Below are 19660 nucleotides of genomic sequence, written 5' to 3'. Positions count from 1 at the left end.
CAAAACTTGAGGGCAAACGTGTCGGGCTGGTCCGCATGGATAGCGGTTTCTTTGCGAAGGAAATACTTGACTATCTGGAAATGAAAGGGTTACACTATATCATTGCCTGCCGTTTCAACAATCGTATAAAGTACAGTCTCACCCATGAACGCAAATGGATAGAGCTAACAGACGGATTGGAAATATCCGAAACCATCTATCAGGCAAACGGTTGGGAGAAGCCTAGACGCATTGTGATGGTCAGGCAAGAAATAGACAAGCGCCCCAAAGCTGCAGGAAAGCAAATCAAGCAACTGGAGCTTTTTGAGGATGAGCAGGATTTCGGAAAATACCGATACAGCTGCTTTGTAACAGACCTTGACCTGCCGGCCAAGATTGTATATGACTCATATCGCGGAAGAGCGGATTCTGAGAATAGGATAAAAGAATTGAAGAATGATTTCTCCATCGATGACTTTGTCACAAATAACTTCTGGGCAACAGAGGCATGTGGGAATTTCATTGTTATGGCATATAACTTTATGTCGTTGTTCAGACATGCGCTGATCAATTCCAACAAGAAGAAATTTCTGAAGACTATCCGATACGAGTTGATATCGACGCCAGCCTATCTGGGAAAAACAAAAGACAAGCACATCCTATATTTGGCTAGATCACTAAAAACACGACAATCATTCTTATCTATATGGGAAAAATTAAAGGATTTCTCTTTGCCGTACGACACAGAGAAATCCTAATGACCGATTTGGGTTGAATGTAATGCTGAGACGTAGCCCGCCTTATCAAAAGGTACAAGACGAATGAAGCTGCTGGACTCTAACGAGATCCGGTAGCTCCGAGATGTCTTTATCTTTGAGGTAAACGACATGGAGGTGTATATGCAGAGTAGCGAATTTGGCTAAAATTGTCAAATTCCTAAAGAAACAGTCTTCCTTTTAATAGAATAGTATTATCTTTGTTCCGAAAAGGTGGTACATGTTCCACTTTTTCGGAATGTATGATAGTTAACAGAAGCACTTATATCGACCAATTGATTCGTTCTAAAGGCAACGGATTGATTAAAATTATAACAGGATTAAGACGTTCGGGAAAGTCTTTCTTGCTAAAGAAGCTTTTCCGACAGCACCTGTTGGATGATGGTGTTAAGGAAGACCATATCATAATTATTGATATGGAGAGTCGAAAGAACAAGCCATTAAAAGACCCTGACTATTTACTTGATTGGGTAGAAAAGGAAATGAAAGATGATGATACATACTACATCATTATTGACGAGGTACAGGAAGTGAATGACTTTGTTGAGGTTCTTTCTACTCTCTCGGTAACTGAAGGTACTGATGTTTATGTTACAGGCTCTAATTCACGCTTCCTTTCATCTGATGTGGTGACAGAGTTCCGCGGGCGTGGTGATGAAATCCATGTTTGGCCTTTGTCATTCAAGGAATTTATGTCTGTTTTTCCTGGTTCAAAGGAAGATGCATGGTCTGAATACATTATGTTTGGTGGACTTCCACAACTCTTAACTCAAATTGGCGATGATAAGAAATCCGATTTCTTGCGTAGGCTATACCGTACCGTATATCTACGTGACATATATGAGCGTAATGACATTACCTTAAAACCTGAATTTGAAGAGCTTTCAAAGACTGTGGCTTCAAGCATAGGCGCACCTGTCAATGCTCTTAATATTGCCAACACTTTCAAGTCTGTAAGCAACGTTCAGAATATCACGGACAAGACGGTTTCCGTATATCTTGAATATATGCAAGATGCTTTCCTTATTGAGAAGTCTGAGCGATATGACATTAAAGGACGCAAGTACATCGGCTCGCTATCAAAATACTATTATCAAGATATCGGTTTGCGCAACTCTATCATTTCTTTCCGACAAACAGAGCCAACCCACATCATGGAGAATGTCATCTATAATGAAATGCGTATGCGTGGTTGGCTCGTTGATGTTGGCAACGTTGCTCAAAGGGTAAGAAACGATAAGGGACAAAATATCCGTGTTACACTTGAAGTTGATTTCGTCTGCAATAAAGGTAGCCAGCGCATTTACATACAATCGGCTTGGAGAATGCCTGATGCCGACAAAATGGAGCAGGAGAAACGTTCCTTGCGCTTAGTGGGTGATTCTTTCCGTAAACTCCTTATCGTTGGTGAGCATACAAAATCGTGGAGCGATGATGATGGAATTCAGATTATCAGCATCTATGATTTCTTGCTTGATTTGTCTTCGACAGATTAATATTGACTTTCTTTCTTGTAAAATTATAAGTCTGCTAATTTAAGGTGTATCAAAACAACAACCAATGTCAAAATTTAGATTTATACGGCTATGGAGCATAAAACTATTGACAGATTTAGAGGTTGCCTTTATGGTCAAGCCATAGGCGATGCACTCGGATTAGGGACGGAATTCATGACAGATGAGGATATCGCTTGGAAATATCCTCATGGATTACAACACTACAAGCAGATATACCAAGACAGGCATCGGAAACGTTGGGAGATTGGCGACTGGACGGATGATACCGACATGATGCTCTGCATTGCTGATGAGGTCATTGAAGACAAGGGTGTTAATTTTTACAACATCGCCCGACACTTCAAAGACTGGGCCAATGGCACTCCTATGGGTATTGGAGAAAATACCTATAAGGTGCTGATGATTGGCGACTATGTGGAGCATCCGTTTGATGTATCCCACAAGGTATGGGAACTGAGCAAGTATCAGTCTGCAGCAAATGGTGGGCTGATGCGCACCTCAGTAGTCGGCCTTTTTCCAAAAGAAGTAAGGACTTGTGCAGAAAATATTTGTCGGCTCACCCATTACGACCCAAGATGTGTCGGCTCATGCGTAATAGTGTCCGAACTTATACACGCATTGGTTTATGGTATGCAACCACCGACATTATCTCAAATAAAAAGTTTGGCACAGTTGTATGATGCAGAAATCTGCGAATACGTGGACAAAGCGTGGTGTGAATCAGATGTTAAGAATTTGGTAGACTATGACCACATGGGCTATACTTTAGTTACATTATCAGTGGCTCTTTGGGCTTACTGGCATACGACTTCATTTGTTGATGGGCTTCTTGTTGTGGTGAATGCAGGAGGCGATGCAGATACAAATGCGGCAGTGGCGTGTGCAGTACTTGGAGCGAAATATGGCTACTCCTCCATTCCCAACGAATATATTGAAGGCCTTTTATATAAAGAGTCTTTGGACAAAACGATAGATAGCCTTTTGAACATTTGTATAAAATAAACAATATGGCACTGGCAATAAACATAAACGACCTGCTTAACAAGCAGAAAATGAATCCAATCGCATTGAGTTCAAGAAAGGTTGGAATCGAGGCAGCATATATCAGTATATGTGCTTTCGCCAATGACATTGATGATCTTGGTGGTGGGTATATTATCTCGTTGGATTAGATACCGATGATAAGACTGGCATGGCAATACGACTTGTAGAAGGCGTGCCAATGGAAAAACACGCTTTTTATTCCGTCTAACCCTGTAGCTTTCGTATCGTATCTATATGACTTACGCCAGTACTCTTACAGAGATTACTCTAGTACTTATGGGAGTTAACTCCAGTACTTACGTAAGAGTACTGTATCAAGATTGTAGCCTTTGGATAATATTCTGACGCCCGGAAGTGAGAAAGATTCTCCGCTTCGCTCGATTAATCGTATTTTTATGCTATATTTGCATAATACTTAGCTGCACTCGACAAAATAAGAATAAACTCTATTTGCGCTCGTTTGCAAAGTATTTGCACAATATAATGGAGAAAACGAAATTCAGAGTGACGACGTACATTATGGAAAGTTTTTTCGAACATACTTATTTGTTGACTTTGAGAAATTCGGTAACTTTCGCATAGAAAGTCCGTAACTTTCCATATTGGAAAGAGCAGGTTACGGATATATCAAAAGTGCTGCAAAACATAACGGTAGAGATGAGGTTGATGCGTGAAACCATCAATCAGCAACATGTTGCCCCATTCTGCCAATTTATGTCTGCGTCACGGCAAATTCCTGCGATATGCAATAGGGATTGAGTATTTTTTAGGTAACTTTGCATCGTTTTTCACATTACGCACCAGATAATAATAGAATATGATTTCAGTAGATGGACTGACCGTTGAGTTCGGCGGCACCACCTTGTTCAAGGACATTACCTTCCAGATTAACGAGAAGGACCGTATCGCCCTGATGGGCAAGAACGGCGCAGGCAAAAGTACCCTGCTCAAGATATTGGCGGGAGTGCGCAAGCCCACACGCGGGTCTGTGTCGGCGCCCAAAGACTGCGTCGTCGCCTATCTCCCCCAGCACCTGATGACCGAAGACGGCCGCACCGTGTTTGAGGAGACCTGCCAGGCATTTGCCCATCTCCACGTGATACAGGCAGAGATAGACCGTATCAATGACCTCCTTTCCACCCGCACCGACTACGAGAGCGATGAGTATATGCAGCTCATCGAGACGGTGTCTACGCTTTCCGAGAAGTTTTATGCCATTGACATGACTCACTTCGAGGAGGATGTCGAGAAGACCCTGGTGGGTCTCGGCTTCGAGCGCAGTGACTTCGACCGGCCCACCAGCGAGTTTTTGGGAGGATGGCGTATGCGTATCGAACTCGCCAAACTGCTCCTCAAGTCGCCCGACGTGCTGTTGCTCGACGAGCCCACCAACCACCTCGACATCGAGTCTATCGGCTGGCTCGAGCAGTTTATCATCAACAGCTCCAAGGCAGTGGTGGTCATCAGCCACGACCGCAAGTTTGTCGACAACATCACCACGCGCACCATCGAGGTCACCATGGGTCGCATCTACGACTACCGCGCCACCTACAGCCACTATCTCGAGTTGCGCAAAGAGCGCCGTGAGCAGCAGATGAAGCAGTATGAGGAGCAGCAGAAGATGATAGCCGAGACCAAGGACTTCATCGAGCGCTTCAAGGGCACCTACTCCAAGACCCTGCAGGTGCAGAGCCGCGTCAAGATGCTTGAGAAACTCGAGCTTATTGAGGTCGACGAGGAAGACACCAGCCGTCTGCGCCTGAAGTTCCCGCCCAGTCCGCACAGCGGCGCTTATCCCGTGCAGATGAGCGATGTGTCTATGTCGTTTGGCAACAAGACCGTCTTCAGCGGCGTCAATCTCACCGTGGAGCGGGGAGACAAGATAGCCTTTGTGGGCCGCAACGGCGAGGGTAAGTCGACCCTCGTGAAGTGCATCATGGGCGAGCTGCAGAACCAGGGAGACCTCAATCTGGGCTACAATGTCCAGATAGGCTATTTCGCCCAGAACCAGGCGTCGCTGCTCGACGACAACCTCACCGTCTTCCAGACCATCGACGATGTGGCCAAGGGCGACATACGCAGCAAGATACGCGACCTGCTCGGCGCCTTCATGTTTGGCGGCGAGGAGTCTACCAAGAAGGTCAAGGTGTTGTCGGGTGGAGAGCGTACGCGCCTCGCCATCCTCAAGCTGCTGCTCGAGCCGGTCAACCTGCTTATCCTCGACGAGCCCACCAATCATCTGGACCTCAAGACCAAGGACATCCTCAAGCAGGCGCTTCAAGATTTCGATGGCACCCTTATCGTGGTGAGCCACGACCGTGACTTCCTCGACGGGCTGGTCAGCAAGGTCTACGAGTTTGGCCATGGCCGCGTGCGTGAGCACCTCTGCGGCATCTACGAGTTCCTCGAGTCCAAGGCTATGGAGAACCTGCAGGAACTCGAGAAGAAGCACTGATGCCCGCTCGGTATCTATAGCAGAAATGCAGTGATGGTGCATATTATGATATATGTCAAGAAAGAGGCCCCGAGCAGCAGAAAGTGGCCCCAGACTATTGTCAGAACCGCAGAAGTGTAGTACCTTTGCATCATCAAAAGGTTAATAGATTGTTTAGATTAGTAGTAATAGATTTAGGTTTTTAGTTATTAGGTTTTTAAGGTAGATTGACAGATTGTTTAACCAGGATGACAATGGAAACCGTGAGGTTTTCATTCGTTTAGAAAATAAGTAGTTAAACATATCGGATACGCTGAAGCTCGTTGATGAGTCTCAGCGTATTTTTTTTGCCCATGGCGAGGGTAGGGGCTACCGTCACGATGAGGCTCATGATGCGCAGCAGCGCGGTGATGATGCAAACCGATGATACTCACTGCATCCATTGCTTTCCTGATTGCGTTTGGCGGCTCGTGCCTTCCGTTACGCGCTTCCGTGCCTTCCGATGCGTGCTTCCGTGCCTTCCGATACGCACCCTCGTGCCTTCCGATACGCGCCAGCCGGTGTCATTTCCACGCCGCCATCTGTTATTTCCTCATTCGCGACTGTCATCTCCACGTTTCCAAGTGGCATCTCCACGTTTCTAACTCTAATCTCCACGTTTCCAATTGTCATCTCCACGTTATTGGCGGTCATCTCCGTGTTATGCAACCCTATGATAACCAATGTGGGCGGTTTTTGCTTGGTTTGGATGGAAACGGCGAAAGGCGCTGATGTGTCGGCGGTTATGCCGTTTTTGGCCTCGGGTGGGCTGGTGATAAATTAGAAAATCCCAAAAAGAAATTAAAATTTTCTGATAAAAATTGCAAATTTTTCCGAAAAACTGATTACTTTTGTGGACATATAGGAACCACATTATTATTAATTACAATTTTCAAGTGTTACAGTCTATGAAAAGAATCATTACTTGTCTCAGCATGCTATGTATGCTGGTAGGACTTGCCATGGCAAGTCCGGGACCGAAAGCCCTTGCGGCTTCCGCAGAGACTACGCTCTACGGAGGAATCTCAACGGGCATGAAGCCGGTCGGTATCTATTCGACCACCACGGCGACCCCGCCGACCCTAACCCCTCTTGCAAGCATTTCCAGCGTGACGCCCTCGGCTGGTGTGTACATCGATGGTTACTACTACGTGTTGTCTGCTTATATTAGGGGATCCAAAGTACTCCTTACCACGTTGGAAAAGTATGATACCAACACATGGCAAATCGTCGAGAATCTCAGCTCCGGCACAGACGTTCCTACCTCTCTGGTTTACAACCCCAAGGATGGTAAGACCTACGGATGCTATCCCGCCAATTCCAGTCTCTTTAGGTTGTGTACGCTTGATTTGACCAGCGGTGTCAAGACCAATGGAGGTGTGCTTGACCAGCGCTATGTAGCCCTCTTTACTGACAATAGTGGCAAGGTGTATGGTATCGGTCTGGATGGTAATCTGTGCCAGCTCAATCTGGAGACCGCCGAAGCCACCGTTATCGGCGCTACCGGCGTGACTCCCTCTATAGATGTGCAGGACGCCTGTTTTGACGAGTCGACCAATACTGTATACTGGTTTGCCCACACTGCCGACGAGAGTTCGCTGTACACTGTAGATGTAACTACTGGTAAGGCTACCAAGGTGACCGACTTTGCAAGCCCCGCCATCAGATGGGCTGGTGTGTTTGCCAAGCCCGCCAAGAAAGTGGAAAGGCCCGCTTTCATCGCCAAGATGAGAACCGAGTTTGACAAGAGCAGCCTCACTGGTAAGTTTATCTTCACCATGCCCGACAAGACCGAGAGCGGTGAAGCCCTGACCTCAAACCTCTCTTACACGTTCTTCCTCAACGACGCTGAGTACAAGACCGGCGAAGGCGCCCCCGGTGCCGAGGTCGAAGTGCCCGTTACCGTGCCTGCCGACGGCAAGTACAAGTTTGCCGTTTGTGCCAAACTCGACGGCGCCAGCGGTCTGACCACCTATATCGAAAAGTATATCGGTCAGGACTCTCCCAAGACTCCTGCCAACCTCAAGGCAGTCAAGGCCGAGGGTTCCAATGAGATTACCATCAGCTGGGATGCCGTCACAGAAGGCGTCAACGGCGGATATATCAACACTGCAGCCATCAAGTACTCGCTGGTACGCCAGCCCGACAACGTGACTGTAGCTTCAGACCTCACCACTACCTCGTTTACCGACAAGACCATCACCGCGATGAACAACTACAACTACGTGCTCATGGCCACCGACGGCGTGAAGAGCAGTGGTGCGGTGACCTCTAACGACGTGCTCGCCGGCGAAGACCTCGGTGTGGCTCTGCCTTACGAAAACAGCTTCCTCGGTGAAAATGGCATGGGCTTCTTTACCACCATCGACGCCAATGAGGACGGCAACACATGGAGAAGCAACGGCAAGAACGTGTTCTACAAAGCCAGCAAGGACAAAGACGCCAATGACTGGCTGGTTTCTCCTATCGTGAAACTGGAGAAGGGCAAGGCCTACCACCTCACCATGGCCCTCATGGTAAGCGACCTGAACAAGCAGGAACGCTTTGAGATAATGTATGGCAAGGAGAAGACAGCTGCCTCGATGACCAAGAAGGTCTGCAACGAGAAGGTAACCTCTACCGGCTGCTATGTAGACGAATGGCTTACCGCCGACGAGACCGGCCTCTTCTATATCGGCCTCCATGTCACCTCTGAGAAGAATCAGGGTGCCCTGGCTGTCTCTGACTTCAAACTCTCTGACGGCATCAACACCAAGAGTCCTGGTGCCGCTACCGACATCACCGTGATTCCCGGCGAAAAGGGCGCACTCACCAGCGAGGTAGAGTTCACCTGTCCTACCAAAAGCTTCAGCAATGGCCCATTGTTTGGTCTTTCCAAGGCTGTTGTAACCAATCTTACCACTGGCAGAGAGATTGCCACTATAGACGGTGCAGAACTGGCTGTAGGTCTGAAGGTGAAGGTAAGCGACCCCAATCCTACCACTGGCGAGAACGAGTACAGCGTAGTATGCCATAACACCTATGGCGCCGGTGTCCTGGCTACCGCCAAGGGCTGGGTAGGTCCTGATGCTCCCGGTGCTCCTACCAAGGTTCAGTGGGTACAGAAGGGCTCGCAGACCATCATCACCTGGGAGGCTCCTACCACAGGTAAGCACGGTGGCTACGTAGACCCCACCCAGATCTACTACTCTGTATACAATGCAGAGACACAGACCAAGATCAAGTCAGACCTGACCACCTGCACCCATGTAGACGCTCCTAATCTCTCTGACCTGCAGACCTCTCTCGCCTATGTGCTCTATGCCTACAACGACTATGGCACCAGCGCCCCCGCTTACAGTAACACCTCTGCCTTCGGTTATGGCTATAAGTGTCCTCTCAAGGAATCGTTTGCCAACAGAAGGCTGTCTACCAAGCCCTGGCTTATCAGCACCACATCGGGCAACAACGTATGGCAGCTGACAGCTGACCTCGCTCCCAACGTATCGTCTCAGGATGGCGACAACGGTATGGTAGGTTATAGCGCCGGCAACCCCGGTGGCGCCCGTCTCACAACGCCCATCATCGATCTGAGCACCGAGAACAGACCCACCATCAAGCTGTGGTACTATCTCTTTGATACATCTTCAGACCTGAAGATTACCGTGTCTAACGACTGCGGTCTGACATGGACCGACGTGGCCACTCTGCCCAAGGAAGTAGTTAAGAAGTGGACTGCCGCTACCGTAGACCTCTCTGCCTACAAGGCCTATGACCACCTGCAGATAGGTATCGAGGCTACCAACAAGACTATGGCCTCTCCTCTCTTCATAGATAACGTCACCGTGGGCAATACCTTCGACTATGACCTCGCGGTCCAGAGCCTCGTGCTGCCCAAGTCTGCCAAGGCTGGTTCGGACATCAAGGCTTCTGTCTCTGTATTCAACAACGGTCTCAAGGCTGCAGGCGCATACAAGCTGCAGTGCTATGTCAATGGTGAACTGGTCAACACACTTAACGGCAGCGCTCTGGCTGCTGATGCCCTGGAGACCTTCAATATTGATATCACCGTTCCACTGCTCGACGCCGAAGAGCTCGAGGTGAAGTGCAAGGTTGTCTATGCCGACGACGAGAACAAGGCTAACAACGAGAAGACCGCGATAGCTGCGGTTACTCCTTCCAAGTATCCCCAGCCCACTGCCCTCAAGGCCACTGCCAAGGCCGATGGCAATGTGACTCTCAACTGGGCTGCTCCTACTACCGAGTACTATGCCGAGCGCACCGACGATATGGAGAGCTACGAGTCATGGAGTGTAGGTGGTATCGTGGTTGAGGAAAACAGAGCCACTCACGAGATGATTGTCACCACAGACCGTGGCTCGCTCGGCGACTATACCCTCATCGACTGCGACCATCTGGCCACAAACTATACCTGGGGCGCTGTTGATGGTGGTCAGAGCATTCCTCACCTCGGCCAGGGTATGGTATGTCAGGTTATCGACTGCGACAAATACAACAGCAAGACTAGCATCATGGCTGCCCATAGTGGCAAGAAGACGCTCTGCTTCTGGTCATCTGTTCAGAATGATGACTACCTCATTCTTCCCGAACTTGCTCCTAACAACAAGTACATCTCTTTCTGGGCCAAGTCACTCTCCAATAGGTACGGCCTCGAGTCGTTCGACATCGTGGTATCCAAGAGCGGCAAGGAGCCTTCTGACTTCACCCTCTTCAAGTCTGTCGAGAACGTGCCTGTAGGCTACAAGACCGACCCCGAAGCCGGCTACGCTTTCTATGAGTTCCAACTTCCCGAGGACACCAAGTATGTGGCTATCCACTACAATGCCAAGGATGTGCTGGCGCTGCTCATCGACGATATCACCTGTACTCCTGCCTCTAACAAGGCCAACCTCACTCTGGAGGGTTACAATGTATATCGCAACGGTGTCAAGCTCAACGAGAGCCCCGTCACTGCCGCTACTTACAGCGACAAGATTTCGGGCGAAGATGTTTACCGCTACAACGTGACCTCTGTATTCAGCGTAGGTGAGTCGAGCTTCTCCAACACTGCTCAGGTATCTCTCAACACCGGTATCGGCGACAACGCCATCGGTGAGGGCCGCATCTACGGTGCCGAGGGTGCCATCGTAATCGAGGGTATGGCTGGCGCAGATGTTACTATCTACACTGTCGACGGTCGTCTGGTTCAGCAGGTTAAGGCCGAGCCTTCTACCCGCGTTGCCGTAAGCAAGGGTGTGTATGTAGTCAAGATCCGTGAGCTGTCTCGCGCGATTGCCGTAAGATAAGAAGACCGTCATCTCCATCGGGAGAGACGCCAAGTCTTTCCTGGAGAATGACCCGACACAATAAGAAAAGGACGTATCCTCAATCAGGGTACGTCCTTTTTTCGTGCGGAATTGTGGCAATGGGGAAGGGGAGGACCACGGGCCCCATCCCAGCCTTCCCCAAGGGGAAGGAGCGTCACGCAATCGCCTAAAGCTCAGGAGAATGGGACTCCCGCCCCTTGGGAGGGCACTGAAAAAGTCCCCTTTTTTTATGACCAAAACGGAAAATGCTTACGATTTGTAACTTCTCTTTCTGCAAATCGCCTAAATAAGGCTAAAATAGATAGATAATAAAGGGTAAAACAGCTATTTCTCCGTCATCAACTTTCAATTTGATAGTGGGTTTTAGTTTTTCAGTGCCCTCCCTTGGGGAAGGCTGGGATGGGGCTTTGGATGGGGCTTTGGATGGGGCTTCTATGCCAATGCCTTGGTGTAGATGTCGTTGAGCACCAAACCACCGATGGTGAAGCCGAAGATGGCGGTGATGAGGACCATTGAGCCGTTGATTTGGGCCTTGCTGGCGTTCCAGTCGTGGTGGGCGAGCGTGGGGTCGCCGGGGGCGGGTTCTTGGGTGTCGGGCATGGTGCTGGCGGCGACCTGATGGGCGCCCCGATTGTCGAGCACCTGCTCGCCGTAGACGCACATGAACTTGCGGGCGGGGCGGCAGTGCATGTGCTTGAACTTCTTGCGGAGGGCGGCACCGAGCGGACAGCCGCGTACCTTCCAGAACTCAGCCACGCGTATGAGCGTGGGGTCCATCTTGAGGGCTGCGCCCATGGACGAGAACAGGGTGGCACGGGTCTCGCAGGCGCGGAGCATGAGCAGCGCCTTGTCCTTGAGGCTGTCTATGGCGTCGATGATGTAGTCGTAGGTGTCGAGGGCGAAGTCGTCGGCGGTGTCTGCGGAATAAATCTTCTGCAGCGCCAGGATGTCGGCATCGGGACTGATTTCGAGCAGATGGCGGCGCAGCGCGTCGACCTTGACCTCGCCCACGGTGAGGGAGGTCGCCATGAGCTGGCGGTTGACATTGGAGGCGCAGATGCGGTCGGAGTCGACGATGGTGAGGTGGCGTATGCCCGAGCGTATGAGGCACTCGGCTACCCAGCTGCCCACGCCTCCGACGCCGAAGATGATGACGCGGCGGCTGGCGAGGGTCTGCATCACGTCGTCGCCCATGAGCAGTCGCGCACGGTCGAAGATAGGATTGTCTGTATACATGATGAATGGGTTGACAATGGTGGTGGGGCGGACGGCCTATCGTTCAGTCCGGGTGACCAGCCAGGCGCTGAGCAGCACGAGGATGAGCGCGACGGGCTTGTCCCATGTGAGGATGTCCTGGTGGATGAGTATGGCTACGACCGAAGCCACGATGGGCTGGAGGTTGGTGTAGATGCTCACGCTGGTGGCTCGGATGTAGCGCATGGCGAAGGGTATGGCCACGTAGCCGGCTACGGTGGCGAAGACCACGATGAACGCCATCTCTGCCACTCCGTCCCACTGCCAGGCGGCGGAGTAGAGCTTCTGGGTGTCGAGTTCGCCCCAGGCTATGGGCAGCACGGCTATCGACGAGGCAAGGAAAATCCACTTCATCTGGGTGACGGCAGAGTAGCGCGCGCTGACCTGACGGGTGATGAGCAGGTAGATGGCCCAGGTAATCAGGCTGAGCATACCGAAGCTGATGCCCAGGAGATCGTGGCGTCCGGTGCCTCCGTGCCAGTGGGTGAAAATCATGAGCAGGGCGCCCGCGGTGGCGAGGATGACGGCGATGCTGCGGGTGAAATTGATGCGCTCGCCGATGAAGAGTGCCGCCATGAGCATGGTGGCTACGGGGGTGAGGCTGGCGATGATAGAGAAATAGACGGGCGAGGTGAAGACCAGTGCCCAGGCTGCCAGCGTCTGTGAAATGACAAATCCTAACAGTCCGCCGCAGCAGATTACGACGAGGTCGCGGCGCTCGACATGCTCGGAGGGCAGGAAGAGCGAGATGAGCCAGAATATGGCGGCGGCGCCCACGCAGCGCGTAAGCATATAGACCATGGGAGAAACCCACTCCTTGAGCAACAGAGCGGTGACGGGTACGCCAAATCCGAAGATGATATTGGCGGTCATGACGGCCATGTGGCCTTGTAACTTCTTGCTTTTCATATCGCAAAGGTACTGCAATTAGCCAGCACTGCAAAACAAAAGGGTGTGAAAAATACTGGTGTTAGCATTTTTTGTCATCATCGGCTGCCGGACAGCAGCAAAAAGGAGAGGCCGTGCAGCCGGTGGCGATGGTGCCAGGGTGCATGGCCTCTCCTTGGAGCGGACTGGGGCAGAGGATCAGCGACGGCGGAAGAGCTGTCCCATATTGATGCCGATGCCGATGGACGAGGTGTATGCCTTCTTGCCCGTGGTGGTCTGGAAGAGGGGGAGGAGTCCTACGCGTCCGGTGATGGCGAGGGGTCCGAAGCAGACGACTGTCTCGAGGTTGAGGCCGAAGGGCTTGAGTCTGACATTGCGCTCGATGGGGTCGCCCATGTCTGCCGGTGTGAAGCGGTACTTGCCTCGGGTGCGCATGTCGGCAGAGATGCCTATGGCAATCTGCGACGCCATGTTGTCCGGGGCTATCTGCCACGACAGCATGAGCGGTATGCGCACGCCGCCATAGGAGAGCCTGTTGGTGGAAGCCGCCGAGGCTGCGGGGGTGAAGCTGACGTGGCTGCCCTCGCCCTGGAGCAGCGAGCCGGGCTGGAAGTGCATCCATGTGTAGTAGGTCTGGGCGCCCATGGAGAAGCCCAGCTGGCCCCATCGGCCACGGTCGGTGAGCGGCGTGATGCCCTCGAAGATGGTGACGCCCACCTCGGAAGAGCCGGAGCCACGGGTGTGGAGTCCGGATGAACTGTTGGCGTCGGAACCTATCTTGCTGTCGGTCGATGTGTAGGCATACCACACTGTGGGGAGTATGGGCGCCAGGGCGGCGGCCCTGGTATAGGTCGAGGGGAGGAAGGGCGAGGTGACATAGACGCGCTCTACCTCCTGCTGGTTGGCGAAGACGGTCTCGCGGGTCTTCAGGAGCTGGTTGTCGGTGGAGTCGTAGACAGCCACGTGGGTCTCGCCCTTATGGGTGGTGACCACGATGCGCTGCTGGTTGACAATGATGGTGGTGTCTCTGCCGGTCTGGGCGGCTGCCATGAGCCATGCCAACGATGTGCATAGCAAAACGGATAATCTTTTCATATACCTTATTATATATAGTGGTTGTTTCAATGTTGTCGGTTATGGTAATAACGTATGAAAGTGGTGATTGTGACATGGGAAATGCAGATTTTTGGGCTGTTTATGGTTAAATATCATTAAAGGGTTATACAAAAGGTGCTTTTCTTGCGTCATATATGTAAGATTTAATAACTTTGTGGAATAATATCGTGATAATTAAGATGAACAGAAGTAAAACAACCGTGCTGACGCTCGCCCTTGGAGCCCTGTTGATGACAGGTTGTGTCAGCAAAAAGAATTTAGAGAGTTGTCAGGCAGAACTGAAGAACTGCCAGACAGAGAACAGAGAGTTGACCGGCAGCTACCAGAACACCAAGGAGCAGTTGGCCGCCGCCCAGGCTCGCGTGGCAAGTCTCAGCGACCAGCTGGCAGAGCAGCAGAAGGCCTACAAGGCTCTGCAGCAGAGTCTGGACAAGAGTCTGGCCAATACCAGTGCCAACAGCGTGAACATCTCTAAGTTGGTGGACCAGATCAATGAGAGCAACCAGTATATCCGTCACCTGGTAGAGGTGAAGAGCAAGAGCGACTCGCTCAATATGGTGCTCACCAACAATCTGACCCGCTCGCTGAGCAAGGAAGAGCTCAAGGAGGTGGATGTGCAGGTGCTCAAGGGAGTGGTATATATCTCGCTCGCCGACAATATGCTCTACAAGAGCGGTTCGTATGAAATCAGCGAGCGCGCCGAGGAGACTCTGAGCAAGATAGCCAAAATCATCATGGACTACAAGGACTATGACGTGCTGATCGAGGGTAACACCGACAACGTGCCTGTGAACACCAAGGCTGCTTCGATGAAGAATATCCGCAACAACTGGGATCTCTCTGCCCTTCGCGCATCATCAGTGGTACAGTATCTGCAGAACAGATTTGGTGTGGCGCCCAAGCGTCTTACCGCCGGTGGTCGTGGAGAGTATACCCCCGTGGCCAGCAATGACACCGAGGTGGGCAAGCAGCGCAACCGCCGCACCCAGATTATCATCACTCCGAAGCTCGACCAGTTTATGGATCTCATCGACAAGGCGCCTGAGAGCGAGAAGTAAGTCGGGAGAACATAGAAACATACAGGAAACTCACCCTAACCATCCCTGCGCGGATAGGTTAGGGTGAGTTTTTTAGTGGATGTTATTTTTTTATACGTATAATCAAATTGGAAAATCCGTAGATTTACCATACCTTTGCACATGTATTCAAGAGGATACCCGCAGGACATGTTCCTGCCGACGGACGATGTAAAGACGAAAGAAAAGAAGAAAAGAGAATGACGGAAACTTTTATCAAAACAACTTAAATTAAACGTATTACTATGGGAAGAAAGTATTATCGTCGTCTGAATGACGACACTTGGTTTGAGTATGATATGTGGGAGAGCGGAATCGTAAATCCTGGCACGTACTATCCAATGCCTTTATGGTTGAAGATTTTCTTTTTTGTACCTCTGGGTGCTTGCGCAGCGGTCATCATATGGACTATCATAAAGGTGATGATTTACGGACCGTCTGTACCTTATTAATGGATGGGGTAAACCTAATCGGCTGCCTGTCTTACGGGGTAGGCAGCCATGGCCTTGTTGACCGCGACCTGCATAAGTATGAGCATGAAAAACACACAGCAACTCTATGTGATTACCTATGGGCAAAGGCTATAAGTAGCGCTTATAGACAGTTTGCCACAATTGAACTCTCTTTCTAATGTGATGGAAACACAAACGGTCAGGCATAAGAAGAGCCCATCAACGAGAGGTTGGTGGGCTCTCTGCTTGATGAAGATTGCGATGGGGTAAGGTGCTGTAAGGTTGGGGGTGGTTGGCCTGCGGGTGGATGTAATGAGAAGGTGGTGCCAAGCGGTGATATTTGCCTTTCCACTTCTCACGGTGTCGCGCTGGTGACCTTCGGCTCTTAGTGGCTGCTGATTGTGTGGGTTCAATCATGTGTTTTTCTACTTTGATTGCGCCTATGAGAGTGATGGAATTGATACAAAAAGCCGTGGCGGAGGATGGCGGCTTCGCCTTGGCGGTGATGTCGGTGCCGACTGTCGGAAAACGGGTTTTCCTGCGTGTCGACGCCACCATCCCCACCGTCATGCGCGGCATGACGCCATCCGCCGCGACGGTAAAAAAAGCGGCCTTTGGCCGTTCAAAAAGTCCGGCTTTCGCCGGTAGAAAAACAGCTGCGGATAGAAGCCCCTCCCCAAACCCTCCTCAAGGTGCGGGAGCTCATTCCTGCTGTGTTTGAGGTGGTTATTCATTCGTTTCTTCCCTGTAGCAACAGCCATTTCCACACAGGGAGTACCTCAATGGTGCCATATTGGTCCTCAATGCTGTCGGACTCGTCATTTGTCAATATCAATCGACGCTTGCAAGACAATGCGCCAGGGATCTTTTTCAAGGCATTGACCTCGCGCTCATAGGTAGAGGTAGACTGGGTGATACTATACGAAACCTGGATGGCAGTGGCATCTTCGGGGATGTAGAAGTCGACCTCCACCTTGTCATTATAGAAGAACACTCGCTCGTTGTCGGCATCATGTCCGTACTTATGGAAAAGCGCCAGGGCAACGATGTTTTCAAGCAGCATGGTCTCTCCATCGAGCAAAAAGAGGTCAAGCACTCCGTTGTCGATGAAGTAGTACTTGCAGGACGTTTCTTTTTCTGTGAATGGTGCAGAAACATTTCGTAGGCGCAACAAGAGCCATGCGGCCTCGCTGTATTCGATATACTTACTGACCGTAGGCATTGATATTCTTCCGCTTATGGTGGAAAGAACATTGGCCAGGCGATTGTATGACACGGGTTGGCCAACATTCTCAGCCAGTTTCTTGACCATGAGGCGCAAAAGGTTGGGGTTGGCTATCTTGTTACGGCTTGCAATATCACCGAGATATATTTTCTGGAACGTACTGCTAAGATAATTGCGTTTCACGGTAAGTCCGACAGATTCGGGAAGTCCTCCCCATAAGAGATATTCATTCCACGCCCGGAGTATCTTTGCCCGCGACTCTGTAGCCATTTGTGATATCTTATCGTAAGGGATATCCTGTATTTTCAGAAGCTCCTGAAAGCTGTATGGATATACTTCCGTTGCCAAGTATCGACCTCCCAAGGTGGTCATAACCTCTGAAGATAACATCTTGGCATTGCTGCCGGTCAGCCATACGGCATACTTGGCATCTGCCAAACGGCGGGCAAACTTTTCCCAGCCTTCTATATTCTGGATTTCATCCAAGAAAAGCATTGGGCGTTGCCCATACATTTCTGCGTGTGCCTCCAATATCAGCTCGAAGTCGCTTCTATCGAACTGCGCAAGGCGGTCGTCTTCAAAGTTCAGGTAAAGCATTGTTGCCCAACTTTGTCCCGATGCCAGCGTCTGTTGCATCTTCTGGTACAGCATAAACGATTTTCCGGCACGGCGTACACCGACAAACACGCGACATGGGAAATCGTCGCCTGGCAATGTACGCGGAACTATCTTGTAGTTCTCAATGTCTTTTTGGTTGGATGCCAAAACCTGCTTAAGTATATCCTTATTTATCATAATGCCACTTTTTCAAATTGTCACTTTGAACTTTTGTAGCAAAGTTATAAATTATATTTTGAATTTTGCTCATTTCCTCCCGAAAAAGTGGAAGTTTGGGCTGATTATTGTACTCTTTGGCTGGGCCAGAGAGCCTCGCCAGCTGTTTTTGGCGTATTGTTGTGATACTGGGTGTAGCAGGCGGAAGGGTATGGGGCTCGGGCAATGAGGGGAAGATGTGCTTGGAGGGTGTGCTCTGGGCAGACACTAAGACGGAGTGGGCAAACAATGATTATCGGTCAAGCTGCGGGACATCAAGAAACGGTTGATGAGGCACTCGGCTTGACCGATACTCTATTGCAGGAAAACGCTGTATAGCGGCATGTTGGTGATATTCTCCTGCTGGCGGTAGGGCAGCATGGAATAGCGTATGGCAGATATTTCCCGATGCTCCATCAGGTAATTGTGCAGCGAGGTTGACTTGATGCTTGTGCCTCCCTTTACCTCTATGGGCAGCAGAGCGCCATCGCGCTGAACGAGAAAGTCCATCTCCATACGAGAGGTGTCAGAGCTGTAATAGTAGATGTGGCTGATGCCCAATGCGAGCAACTGCTGGAGAACATACTGTTCGGTGAAGGCGCCCTTGTATTCCGTAAACACGTTGTCGCCAAGCAGCACATCCTTTGCTGTGGTGTCTGCCATAGCCCCCATCAGTCCGCAATCGCAGAGAAATAGCTTGAAAGCCGACAGGTCTTCATAAAACTTCAGCGGCAGTTCGGGCTTTGTCACCCTGGTTGTCTTATATACCAAGCCGGCATCCATCAGCCATTGTATCGCCAGTTCAAATTCCTTAGCCCTGCTGCCCTTCTTTAACACACCATAGACAAACTTCTTGTTCTCTTTGGATAGCTGTCCCAGTATGGACTGCCATACCATGTCTATGCGAGGAACCTCCTGTGCCGGGGCGTGCTTGGAAAAATCGCTGGCATAATTGGATAGAATTTCGTTCTGAATAGTGCGCACCTGGTTTGGCAGCCTGTTGTCCACATACGTCTTTACGACCTCTGGCATTCCGCCAACATAATAGTATTGACGCAGATAGTCTTTCAGCTTCTCGTGGAGCGCGTTCATCACCCCATAGTCCTTGTTGTGCATCAGACAGAGCAGCTGGTCTTCTCCCATTGCCATGAGGAATTCCTCAAAGTCCATAGGAAACAGTCGCATCGACTGAACCTTGCCTACGGGAAAGGAGATGCCTGCATGCAGGGCTACGCCCAACAATGAGCCAGCCACCACGATATGATATTCGGGGGCATCTTCGCAGAAATACTTCAAAGCCTCCAGGGCCTGTGGAAATGCTTGCACCTCATCCAAGAATATAAGAGTCTTTCCAGGGATAATATCCACGCCGGTAAGCGCGCTTAATCCTCTTATGATACGCGCCGTGTCAAAGTCACCTGCATAGATGGCGTGCAGGCTCTCATTTCGGTCGCAACTGATGTAGGCCAGATTGTCGAACTCGTTCCTTCCGAATTCCTTCAGGATATAAGTCTTCCCACATTGTCTGACCCCATTTAGTATCAGGGGCTTGTGCTGCTCTCTGTTTTTCCAGTCTACAAGCTCTTTGTATATCTTCCTCTTCATCGCTTTACACTTTTCGACACATGAAATGGTCAGATGTTTACACTTTTCGACACATGTTTTGGGCGAAAACCAACACTTTCTGACACATAATGCCATCGCAAAGCTACACTTTTCGACACATACTGCCAAATAAATG

Annotated in this window: 12 protein-coding genes and 1 pseudogene; 8 read left to right on the top strand and 5 right to left on the bottom strand. The window is 50.4% G+C overall.

Features of this window, described 5'->3' with window-relative positions; genetic code table 11:
- The 6 genes and pseudogenes from CIK87_RS07670 to CIK87_RS07640 all read left to right on the top strand — a co-directional run.
- Window positions 1-737 (top strand): transposase (locus CIK87_RS07670; RefSeq protein WP_144008070.1); only part of this gene is annotated, 737 nt, incomplete at its 5' end.
- Window positions 738-997: 260 nt separating this feature from the next.
- The gene (locus tag CIK87_RS07665; protein WP_094386700.1) at window positions 998-2251 is read left to right on the top strand and encodes an ATP-binding protein; all 1254 of its coding nucleotides are present in this window, start codon (window positions 998-1000) and stop codon (window positions 2249-2251) included.
- 90 nt (window positions 2252-2341) lie between these two features.
- Entirely contained in the window at window positions 2342-3274 is a 933-nt protein-coding gene (locus tag CIK87_RS07660; protein ID WP_094386699.1) for an ADP-ribosylglycohydrolase family protein, read from the top strand.
- A gap of 5 nt (window positions 3275-3279) precedes the next feature.
- Window positions 3280-3503, top strand: a pseudogene (locus tag CIK87_RS07655) (helix-turn-helix domain-containing protein); the annotation flags it as partial.
- Between the two features lie 630 nt (window positions 3504-4133).
- The gene (locus tag CIK87_RS07650) at window positions 4134-5771 is read left to right on the top strand and encodes an ABC-F family ATP-binding cassette domain-containing protein (protein ID WP_094386698.1); all 1638 of its coding nucleotides are present in this window, start codon (window positions 4134-4136) and stop codon (window positions 5769-5771) included.
- A 926-nt stretch (window positions 5772-6697) separates the two neighbouring features.
- On the top strand, window positions 6698-11074 hold the full coding sequence (locus CIK87_RS07640) for a choice-of-anchor J domain-containing protein (protein WP_094386696.1): 4377 nt from the start codon (window positions 6698-6700) through the stop codon (window positions 11072-11074).
- A 453-nt stretch (window positions 11075-11527) separates the two neighbouring features.
- Here CIK87_RS07640 and CIK87_RS07635 read toward each other — a convergent pair whose 3' ends face one another.
- From CIK87_RS07635 to CIK87_RS07625, 3 genes are all read right to left on the bottom strand, one after another.
- Entirely contained in the window at window positions 11528-12331 is an 804-nt protein-coding gene (locus CIK87_RS07635; protein WP_094386695.1) for a ThiF family adenylyltransferase, read from the bottom strand.
- A 36-nt stretch (window positions 12332-12367) separates the two neighbouring features.
- Complete coding sequence (locus CIK87_RS07630) at window positions 12368-13258, bottom strand: DMT family transporter (RefSeq protein ID WP_094386694.1); 891 nt, start codon at window positions 13256-13258, stop codon at window positions 12368-12370.
- 177 nt (window positions 13259-13435) lie between these two features.
- Complete coding sequence (locus CIK87_RS07625) at window positions 13436-14332, bottom strand: hypothetical protein (RefSeq protein WP_144008147.1); 897 nt, start codon at window positions 14330-14332, stop codon at window positions 13436-13438.
- Window positions 14333-14532: 200 nt separating this feature from the next.
- Between CIK87_RS07625 and CIK87_RS07620 the strand changes: the two genes are divergently transcribed.
- Window positions 14533-15411 (top strand): OmpA family protein, encoded by an 879-nt coding sequence (locus CIK87_RS07620; protein WP_094386692.1) that lies wholly within the window; start codon window positions 14533-14535, stop codon window positions 15409-15411.
- 912 nt (window positions 15412-16323) lie between these two features.
- Window positions 16324-16602 carry a hypothetical protein gene (locus CIK87_RS07610; RefSeq protein WP_094386690.1) on the top strand — a complete coding sequence of 93 codons (279 nt, stop codon included), beginning with the start codon at window positions 16324-16326 and terminating at the stop codon, window positions 16600-16602.
- 9 nt (window positions 16603-16611) lie between these two features.
- On the opposite strand, the gene CIK87_RS07605 is transcribed toward CIK87_RS07610, so the two are convergent.
- The gene (locus CIK87_RS07605) at window positions 16612-17901 is read right to left on the bottom strand and encodes an ATP-binding protein (RefSeq protein ID WP_094386689.1); all 1290 of its coding nucleotides are present in this window, start codon (window positions 17899-17901) and stop codon (window positions 16612-16614) included.
- Between the two features lie 333 nt (window positions 17902-18234).
- On the bottom strand, window positions 18235-19524 hold the full coding sequence (locus tag CIK87_RS07595; RefSeq protein ID WP_094386687.1) for an ATP-binding protein: 1290 nt from the start codon (window positions 19522-19524) through the stop codon (window positions 18235-18237).
- Between the last annotated feature and the right edge of the window lie 136 nt (window positions 19525-19660).

It is taken from the genome of Prevotella sp. P5-64, assembly GCF_002251285.1.
Lineage (GTDB): Bacteria > Bacteroidota > Bacteroidia > Bacteroidales > Bacteroidaceae > Prevotella.
Note: the sequence above shows the minus strand (reverse complement) of the source record. Positions and strands in the feature narration are given on the sequence as shown.

Excerpts from the sequence above, each read along its gene's own strand:
- CIK87_RS07665 (WP_094386700.1), top strand. The coding sequence starts at position 998 with ATGATAGTTAACAGAAGCACTTATATCGACCAATTGATTCGTTCTAAA.
- CIK87_RS07660 (WP_094386699.1), top strand. The coding sequence starts at position 2,342 with ATGGAGCATAAAACTATTGACAGATTTAGAGGTTGCCTTTATGGTCAA.
- CIK87_RS07650 (WP_094386698.1), top strand. The coding sequence starts at position 4,134 with ATGATTTCAGTAGATGGACTGACCGTTGAGTTCGGCGGCACCACCTTG.
- CIK87_RS07640 (WP_094386696.1), top strand. The coding sequence starts at position 6,698 with ATGAAAAGAATCATTACTTGTCTCAGCATGCTATGTATGCTGGTAGGA.
- CIK87_RS07635 (WP_094386695.1), bottom strand. The coding sequence starts at position 12,331 with ATGTATACAGACAATCCTATCTTCGACCGTGCGCGACTGCTCATGGGC.
- CIK87_RS07630 (WP_094386694.1), bottom strand. The coding sequence starts at position 13,258 with ATGAAAAGCAAGAAGTTACAAGGCCACATGGCCGTCATGACCGCCAAT.
- CIK87_RS07625 (WP_144008147.1), bottom strand. The coding sequence starts at position 14,332 with ATGAAAAGATTATCCGTTTTGCTATGCACATCGTTGGCATGGCTCATG.
- CIK87_RS07620 (WP_094386692.1), top strand. The coding sequence starts at position 14,533 with ATGAACAGAAGTAAAACAACCGTGCTGACGCTCGCCCTTGGAGCCCTG.
- CIK87_RS07610 (WP_094386690.1), top strand. The coding sequence starts at position 16,324 with ATGAGAGTGATGGAATTGATACAAAAAGCCGTGGCGGAGGATGGCGGC.
- CIK87_RS07605 (WP_094386689.1), bottom strand. The coding sequence starts at position 17,901 with ATGATAAATAAGGATATACTTAAGCAGGTTTTGGCATCCAACCAAAAA.
- CIK87_RS07595 (WP_094386687.1), bottom strand. The coding sequence starts at position 19,524 with ATGAAGAGGAAGATATACAAAGAGCTTGTAGACTGGAAAAACAGAGAG.